The sequence below is a fragment of the Herbaspirillum sp. UBA812 genome (assembly GCF_002296545.1).
GTDB classification, from domain to species: domain Bacteria; phylum Pseudomonadota; class Gammaproteobacteria; order Burkholderiales; family Burkholderiaceae_D; genus Herbaspirillum; species Herbaspirillum huttiense.
Map to the genome: position 1 here is coordinate 38142 of NZ_DBIC01000106.1, position 7597 is coordinate 45738.

A 7597-nucleotide genomic window follows, 5' to 3' on the forward strand; every position below is an offset into this window, starting at 1 on the left:
ATTAATAATGCAACGATCCAGATTTTCTAACATTTTGCTAATAGTCGTGATCGTCATTGCGTCTATTTATGTTTTCCTCCGAAAGAATGGCCAGCTGATTCGCCCAACCTATCCCGTTATCGCTATCACCGTCAATCCGGCAGGCACCTGCGCGCTCGCCGAATACAATTTTCGCGGAGGCGAGCGTTGGTACTGGACTGACCCGTATCGCTGGTTCTTGCTCGCCCCCGGGGATGCCTTTTATACCATTACCGATCTTCGTTCAGGCAAGATCATCCGGGATTCGACCGCTCAGATTTTCCCAAGTCTGGAAGCCAACTCGCTAGTCGCAGTAGCAATGGGAAGCGACGTTTTCTATTGGTCTTCCAATGGTATGACAGCAAATTTCCCGGGCGGCAGGGCTGAGGATTACTTCCACGAATGGACTGATCTCAAGGAATGCGAGGGGAGGAACGCAGAATCAGACTATGCCAACCTGAATTGCAGAATGGATACAGCCTCTGAGCTCTGTAAGCGGCTAAGCGACGCGCTTTGATTCAGGAACTGCATCTTCTATTCAAATCTCGGCAGGGCAATGCAAACTCTCTTTTTTAGTGACCAGATGAAAAGTTGCTTTGCATTTCCATTACTGAGCACCGTGGGCATTGGGTGCGGAGTTTCTGTGGGAGCGCTCAATACCGCCTTCATCACGAATTGCGGAGAAAGTTGCCCGGACGACCCGCTGCTGTGGGCGCTGGGATGTTCCATCACATTTCCCGTTATCGGCCATCTTCTGCTCAAAAAGACGCGGCAAACGGTCGCCAACACCATGCTGGTTGCCGTGGCACTGGCAGCCACCGTCCTGCTACCGGCCCTCGCTATGTATGCCTGCAGCCTTCACGAGAAATATTGGAGACTACATGGCAAGCAGGTTTATCCTGATATCGAATACAGCCTCATGGTGATTTCAGAGGACCCGCTCCCCACACTGGGCATCACCGAGGCTGAACGCTGTGTCATCAACAATGACCTGCGTTGTGGCGAAAACCCGCAAGTGATCCCAGCCCTGTGCCAAAGCGGATTCGTATCACTGCCACGAAAGCATTGGTCCTCTTTCAAGCGACTCCCGAACGAAGATCTGCAAGGCCCCGCGCCTGCCAATGATGACCGGAAATATTATTTAAATGATTTATGCCAGCAACAGGCGACATCAGTGAGTCAACCATGAGCAAGATCAAGGCAGCAGTCTCTCACCACGAGCGTGAAATCGCCGAACTGCGCGCGAACCCCCTACTGGCCACCGAGTACCTGAAGGCCGCTTTGGAGTCACTGGACAGTCCGGATGACCGCCCTGCCGCGTTGCTGGCACTGCGCGCCATCAGCGAAGCGTATGGTGATGGCGGCACCTGAACCGCGTCACCCAATCGCCACCGACACCCGATACACCAACACCCCCAGCAATCCAAACGCCCCCGCCAGCATGCAATAAGGTGCCCAGTGTTGCGCGCGTTGGCCGTAGCCGATCAGCAGCAGCGCAATGCTGATGAGCGGTATCCAGGTTGAGGGGCTGTTGAAGTCCATGATGATTGCTCCCGATTGATTGCATCGCTAGTCATGTGGGCGCGGTATCGGCGCGCGCCCTCCTCCATCACGCCATCTGGCTGATGGTCTTTCTGAACCGGCCCAGTGCAGCTACAAACAGGACCAGGCCAATTGCCAGGATGGCCAGCAGTTGCGGCCAGATCACTTCCAGGCCAGCGCCCCGGTACAGTATGGCTTGCCCCGCCGCGACAAAATGTGTCGTCGGGGCGGCCAGCATGATGTCCTGTACCGGTACAGGCATGCTCTCGCGCGGCGTGGAGCCGCCCGACAGCAATTGCAGCGGCAACAGCACCAGTACAGTGAGCATCCCGAACTGCGGCATCGAACGCGCCAGCGTGGCCATGAAGATGCCCATCGAGGTAGTGGCAAACAGATGCAGCACCGTCACCAGCATGAACAGCGCCAGCGAGCCCTCGATGGGCACCTGCAAGGCACCGCGCACGATCAGCAGCAGCGACATCAAGGCCGCCAGCGCCACCACCGAACCCATGGCCCACACCTTGGCCAGCATGATCTCGGCCGGACTCACCGGCATCACCAGCAGGTGTTCGATGGTGCCGTGCTCGCGCTCGCGAATGAGCGCCGCCCCCGTCAGGATGATGGAGAGCATGGTGACGTTGTTGATGATCTCCATGAGCGAACCGAACCAGGATTGCTCCAGGTTGGGATTGAAGCGCATGCGCAAGGCCAGCCCCACCGGCGCATCGCCAGCGGCCTCGCTACGCCGCACGAATTGCGTGACCTCGTTGCTGACCATCTGCTGGATGTAGCTGTTGCCGGTAAAGGCCTGGCTCATGCGCGTGGCATCCACGTTCAGCTGGACCGCCGGCGCGCGTCCGGCCAGCACGTCACGCTGGAAATCCGCCGGGATGTCCAAGACAAAGGTGTAGTCGCCCGCATCAAGCCCGGCATCGGCCTCGCGCGCCGTCACCAGCCGGGCCACCTTGAAATGCGGCGGATAGAACAAGGACGCAATGCGTGCCGACAGCGGCGAGCCATCATTGTCGACGACGGCGATGGCCGCATTGTGCAGGCTCTCCGGCATGGCCGTGGCGGCCACATAGATGGAGAGCGTGAAGGTGTAGGCGATCAGCACCAGCATGGCCGGATCGCGCAGCAGGCTCCACAGCTCCTTGACGCCGAGACGAAAAATGTTGGACAGGCTGGCAGGCGCGCGGCGCATCTCATTGCTCCTGCTTCTTCAACAGCCACACCGACAAACCCAGGATCACTGGGGCCGCCAGCACCAGCGGCCAGAACGAGGCGCCAAGGTCACCCACCGCCAGCGCCTTGCTGAACACGCCACGGCTGATGGTGAGGAAGTGCGTGGCCGGATAGACCTGTCCGATCAGCGCACCCACCCCTTCAAGCGAAGAGACCGGATTCAACAGTCCGGCGAACTGCACGCAGGGAATGATGGTGCCGATCATGGTCACGAAGAGGGCCGCAATCTGGCTGCGCGTAAAGGTCGAGGCAAGCAGCCCGAAGCCGGTCGAGCAGATGATGAATACCAGTGCCGCCAGTGTCAGCGTGAAGAGACTGCCCTTGACCGGCACCCCGAACACGGTCACGGCCAGCAGCGTCAACATGGCGAAATTGAGCATGCCCAGCACCAGATAAGGCAGCTGCTTGCCCAGCAGGAATTCGGTGCGCGTGACCGGCGTGACGTAGAGATTGAGGATGGAGCCCAGCTCCTTCTCGCGTACCACCGACAGCGCCGTCAGCATGGCAGGGATCATCATCAGCAGCAGCGGGATGATGGCCGGCACCATGGCCGGGAGGCTCTTCACGTCCGGGTTGTAGCGATAGCGCGTCTCGATGGTGGCCGGCTGCGCCAGGCGCTGGCCCAGCCGGTGCGTGGCCATGTCGGCCAGCCACAGTTGATGCATGCCCTGCACGTAACCGCGCACGGTCTCGGCGCGCGTGGGCATGGCACCATCGACCCAGGCCCCTACTTCCACCGGCTTGCCGCGTGCGATGTCACGGGCGAAGCCGGGCGGGATTTCAATGGCCAGAGAGATCTCGCCGCTGCGCATGCGGCGGTCCAGGTCCTGGTAATCGCGGATGGGCGGATGCTCGATGAAGTAGCGCGAACCAGATAGATTGAGCGCATAGTTCTGGCTCAGGCCGGTCTGGTCGCGGTCGAGCACGGCGTAGCTGAGGTTTTCCACATCGAGGTTGATGCCATAGCCGATGATGAACATCAGGATCACCGTGCCCAGCAAGGCCAGGGTAGCGCGCACCGGATCGCGCCGCAGTTCCAGGCTCTCGCGCTGGCTGTAGCTGAGGGCGCGGCCCAGGCTGGTGCGCAGGCGGCCATCGCCAGCTGGCGCGTGGTTCCGGGCCGATGTGACTTTTACTTCAGGCGCAGGCGTCATTGCGCCCTTCCCGGCCGCTTCTTCCAGGTATGCAATGAAGGCTTGTTCCAAAGTAGCCGACCCGCGCTGGCGGATCAGCTCCTCCGGCGTGGCGCTGACCAGCACGCGCCCGGCGTGCATGAGCGAGATGCGGTCGCAGCGCTGGGCCTCGTTCATGAAATGGGTGGAAATGAAAATCGTCACCTGGTCGCGCCGCGCGAGATCGATCATCAATTGCCAGAACAGGTCGCGCGCGATCGGGTCCACGCCCGAAGTCGGTTCATCCAGGATCAGCAGCTCCGGCTTGTGTACCATCGCCACGGCCAGCGACAGCCGCTGGCGGATGCCCAGCGGCAGGCTCTCGGGCAGGCTGTCCATGACCTCCTGCAGGCCGAAGCGCTGCGCCATCTCGTCGGTGCGCGCCGCGATCTGCTCCTGCGGCACGCGATACAGCCGCGCATGCAGCATCAGATTCTGGCGCACGCTCAATTCGCCATACAGCGAAAAGGCCTGTGACATGTAGCCCACACGCGCCCGCGTAGCCATGTCGCGCGGATCGACGGCCTGGCCGAACAGCCAGGCCTGGCCTTCGCTGGCAGGCAGGAGGCCGGTCAGCATCTTCATGGTGGTGGATTTGCCGCAGCCGTTGGAGCCCAGGAATCCGAAGATCTCGCCGCGCCGGATGCGGAAGTCCACATGATCCACCGCCACGAAATCGCCGAAGCGCATGGTCAGGCCGCGCGCTTCGATGGCGATCTCGGCTTGCCGCGCCGGGTCCAGCGGTGTCACCTGCACGGGCTGGTGGCCGCGCCGTTTATCGGGTGGCAGCAAGGCGATGAAGGCCTCTTCCAGTGCCGCCGTGCCGGTGCGCGCATGCAGCTCGGCAGGCGTGCCGGTGGCCAGGATCTGGCCGTCATCCATGGCCACCAGGAAATCGAAGCGGTCGGCTTCTTCCATGTAGGCTGTCGCCACGATGACGCTCATGCCAGGCCGCTGCTGGCGTATGTGCGCGATCAGGTCCCAGAACTGCGCACGCGAGAGCGGATCGACGCCGGTGGTGGGTTCGTCCAGGATCAGCAGGTCAGGGTCATGGATCAGCGAACAGCACAATCCCAGCTTCTGCTTCATGCCGCCGGAGAGCTTGCCCGCCGGGCGCGCCAGGAAAGGCGACAGGCCGGTGCCGGCAGTGAGCGTATCGATGCGCTGGCGGCGCTCCTGCGCGGACTGGCCGAACAGGCGGCCAAAGAATTGCAGGTTCTCCTCCACCGACAGCGTCGGATACAGATTCTTGCCCAGACCCTGCGGCATGTAGGCGATGCGCGGGCAGACCGCTTCACGATGTGCAGCGCGGCGCATGTCGCCACCGAGGACCTCCACGTCCCCTTCCTGCAGGGCACGGGCACCGGCCACCAGCGACAGCAGGCTGGATTTGCCCACGCCATCCGGCCCGATCAGGCCGACCATGCAGCCGGCCGGAATCTCCAGCGAGATCGCCTGCAAGGCCGGCTTCTGGCCATAGCGCAGCGACACGCCCGACAGGCGCGCCACCAGGCCTTGGCCAAGGGTCTCTGTCATTGCGGGACCTTCACCGCCAGGGTGGCGGGCCAGTCACGCGCATTGTCGGTCCGCACCCAGGCCACGCCGGGCAAGCCGGTCTTGACCAGGCTCAGGTGCTGGCGCAGCAGCGCCGGATCGATCTGCGCCTTGACGCGAAACATCAGCTTCTGCCGCTCGCTGGCGGTCTCTACCGTCTTGGGCGTGAACTGCGCAGTGCTGGCCACGAATGAAATACGCGCCGGGATCACGTATTGCGGGGCGGCGTCCAGCACGATGCGCGCCTCGCTGCCCAGCGCCAGCTTGCCGGCGACGGTCTCGGGAACGAAGAAGGTCATGTAGACATCGCTCAAGTCCACCAGGTTGAGCAGCTTGCCGCCCCCGCCCAGCACTTCACCCGGCTGGGCGATGCGGTATTGCACGCGTCCGGCGCGCGGGGCCACGAGCGTGCTGTCGTCGATGTCGACCTTGATACGCTGGACCGTGGCCACCGCGGCCGTGACCGTGGCGCGCGCGCCGCTGACCTGGGTGCGGGCGGCAGCGACGGCAGCCTGGGCGGCGGTCACTTGTGCCTTGGCGGCGGTGACGGCGGCTTCCATGCTCAGCACGCGGGCACGGTCGTCGTCCACTTCCTGCAGCGAGGAGGCGCCTTCCTTGACCAGCACCTCCGAGCGCGCCAGGCGGCGCCGTGCCGCATCCAGCTCGCTGGCGCGCTGCGCTGCCTGGGCCAATGCGGCCTGATGATCGCTCTCGCGCACGGCCACCTGGGCCTCGGCACTGGCCACGGCCGAGACCGATTGCTGCTGGCGCGCCTGGGCCTCGTCGCGCTGGGCTTCCTGCGACTGTACCTGCATGCGGGCCAGCGGCTGGCCGGCTGCGACGAAGTCGCCTTCATTGACGAGGATGGCATCGACCCGGCCACCCAGCTTGGTGGCCACATCCACTTCGGTGGCTTCGATGCGGCCGTTGCCGCTGGCGAATCCCTCGCCGGGGCCGCTGTGATGCAGGCGCAGCCAGGCATAGGCCGCAGCGCCGGCGAGGATCACGGCCAGCGCGGCGGCCAGCAGGGGTTTCTTGGCGTGAGGGAGCGTCATGGTCGGGGTCCGGAAGAAAGGGGGAAAGCCGCAGGCGCATTGGCGTCGCCACCCAGCGCCGCATACAGCGCCACCGACGAGGACAACAGCGCACGCCGGATCTGCACCCGCTGCTGGCGTGCGCTCAGCAGGTCGCGCTGGGCATCGAGCACGTCGAGGAAAGGCGCAGCGCCGTTGTCATAGCGCAGCGTGGACAGGCGCGCCCGCTCGGCCTGCACCTGCTCCGCCGTCTCGGCAATGGCGAGCTGGCGGGTCAGCCACTGGCGCGCGGCCAGCGCATCGGCGACGTCACGGAAGGCGGACTGGATGGTTTTTTCGTAATTGGCCACGGCCAGGTCGCGCCGCACTTCGGCCAGGTTCAGGTTGTTGCGCAGGCGGCCTGCCGTGAAGATCGGCAGCGACAGGCTGGGCGAGAAACTCCAGGCATGGCTGCCATCGCGGAACAATCCGCTCAGTTCAGCGCTGGCCGTGCCGAAGTTGCCCGTGAGCGAAATGCTGGGAAAGAAGGCCGCGCGTGCTGCACCAATGTTGGCATTGGCCGCTTGCAGGCGATGCTCGGCAGCGGCCACGTCGGGGCGGCGCGTGAGCAGCAGCGAAGGCGCGCCGGGCGACAGCGCCGGGAACACTGCATCCAGTGCCGGCCGCGCCTGGCCGACTGGCAGCTCCAGCGGCGAACCGACCAGCAGCGTGAGTGCATTCAGACGTTGTGCGCGCTGCTGTTCCAGCTGTGCGCCCAAGGCCTGGGCTTGTGTGAGCAGGGTCTCGATCTGGGTCAGGTTCAGGCGCGAGGTGGCGCCGACCTCGACCCGGCGCGCAAAGATGCGATAGCTCTCCTGCCGGCTGGCGATGGTGTCGCGGGCGATGGCCAGGCGTTCGTCGATCTCGGCCAATTCCAGCCAGGCATCAGCTACCTGGGCCACCAGGCTCAGGGCAGCGGCACGGCGGGTGGCTTCGCTGGCCAGCGCGGTTTGCAGCGCGGCGTCATCCAGGCTGCGCAGGCGGGCCCACAGG

At 63.9% G+C, this 7597-nt stretch carries 8 protein-coding genes; 3 read left to right on the forward strand and 5 right to left on the reverse strand.

Annotation, left to right across the window (positions count from 1 at the left end; all coding sequences use genetic code 11):
• Positions 1-7: 7 nt before the first annotated feature.
• The 3 genes from B3873_RS06940 to B3873_RS06950 are packed head-to-tail and all read left to right on the forward strand — an operon-like array spanning position 8 to position 1389.
• Entirely contained in the window at positions 8-535 is a 528-nt protein-coding gene (locus B3873_RS06940; RefSeq protein WP_209533273.1) for a hypothetical protein, read from the forward strand.
• 39 nt (positions 536-574) lie between these two features.
• Entirely contained in the window at positions 575-1207 is a 633-nt protein-coding gene (locus tag B3873_RS06945; RefSeq protein ID WP_286864874.1) for a hypothetical protein, read from the forward strand.
• Positions 1204-1389, forward strand: a complete 186-nt coding sequence (locus tag B3873_RS06950; RefSeq protein ID WP_414651527.1) for a hypothetical protein — start codon at positions 1204-1206, stop codon at positions 1387-1389. Before B3873_RS06945 ends, B3873_RS06950 begins: the two co-directional genes overlap by 4 nt.
• A gap of 6 nt (positions 1390-1395) precedes the next feature.
• Here B3873_RS06950 and B3873_RS06955 read toward each other — a convergent pair whose 3' ends face one another.
• From B3873_RS06955 to B3873_RS06975, 5 genes are all read right to left on the reverse strand, one after another.
• Positions 1396-1560: a hypothetical protein gene (locus B3873_RS06955; RefSeq protein WP_286864876.1), complete on the reverse strand. Its 165-nt coding sequence runs from the start codon at positions 1558-1560 to the stop codon at positions 1396-1398.
• A 67-nt stretch (positions 1561-1627) separates the two neighbouring features.
• Positions 1628-2764, reverse strand: a complete 1137-nt coding sequence (locus tag B3873_RS06960; RefSeq protein WP_286864878.1) for an ABC transporter permease — start codon at positions 2762-2764, stop codon at positions 1628-1630.
• 1 nt (position 2765) lies between these two features.
• The gene (gene rbbA, locus B3873_RS06965) at positions 2766-5513 is read right to left on the reverse strand and encodes a ribosome-associated ATPase/putative transporter RbbA (protein ID WP_286864879.1); all 2748 of its coding nucleotides are present in this window, start codon (positions 5511-5513) and stop codon (positions 2766-2768) included.
• Positions 5510-6586, reverse strand: a complete 1077-nt coding sequence (locus tag B3873_RS06970; RefSeq protein WP_286864881.1) for an HlyD family secretion protein — start codon at positions 6584-6586, stop codon at positions 5510-5512. Before B3873_RS06970 ends, rbbA begins: the two co-directional genes overlap by 4 nt.
• The coding region (locus B3873_RS06975; RefSeq protein WP_286864883.1) for an efflux transporter outer membrane subunit at positions 6583-7597 on the reverse strand (1015 nt) is incomplete at its 5' end. The genes B3873_RS06975 and B3873_RS06970, both read right to left, overlap by 4 nt.

Bases quoted from the DNA above. Each gene is read 5' to 3' on its own strand.
- B3873_RS06940 (WP_209533273.1), top strand. From the start codon at position 8: ATGCAACGATCCAGATTTTCTAACATTTTGCTAATAGTCGTGATCGTC.
- B3873_RS06945 (WP_286864874.1), top strand. From the start codon at position 575: ATGCAAACTCTCTTTTTTAGTGACCAGATGAAAAGTTGCTTTGCATTT.
- B3873_RS06950 (WP_414651527.1), top strand. From the start codon at position 1,204: ATGAGCAAGATCAAGGCAGCAGTCTCTCACCACGAGCGTGAAATCGCC.
- B3873_RS06955 (WP_286864876.1), bottom strand. From the start codon at position 1,560: ATGGACTTCAACAGCCCCTCAACCTGGATACCGCTCATCAGCATTGCG.
- B3873_RS06960 (WP_286864878.1), bottom strand. From the start codon at position 2,764: ATGCGCCGCGCGCCTGCCAGCCTGTCCAACATTTTTCGTCTCGGCGTC.
- rbbA (WP_286864879.1), bottom strand. From the start codon at position 5,513: ATGACAGAGACCCTTGGCCAAGGCCTGGTGGCGCGCCTGTCGGGCGTG.
- B3873_RS06970 (WP_286864881.1), bottom strand. From the start codon at position 6,586: ATGACGCTCCCTCACGCCAAGAAACCCCTGCTGGCCGCCGCGCTGGCC.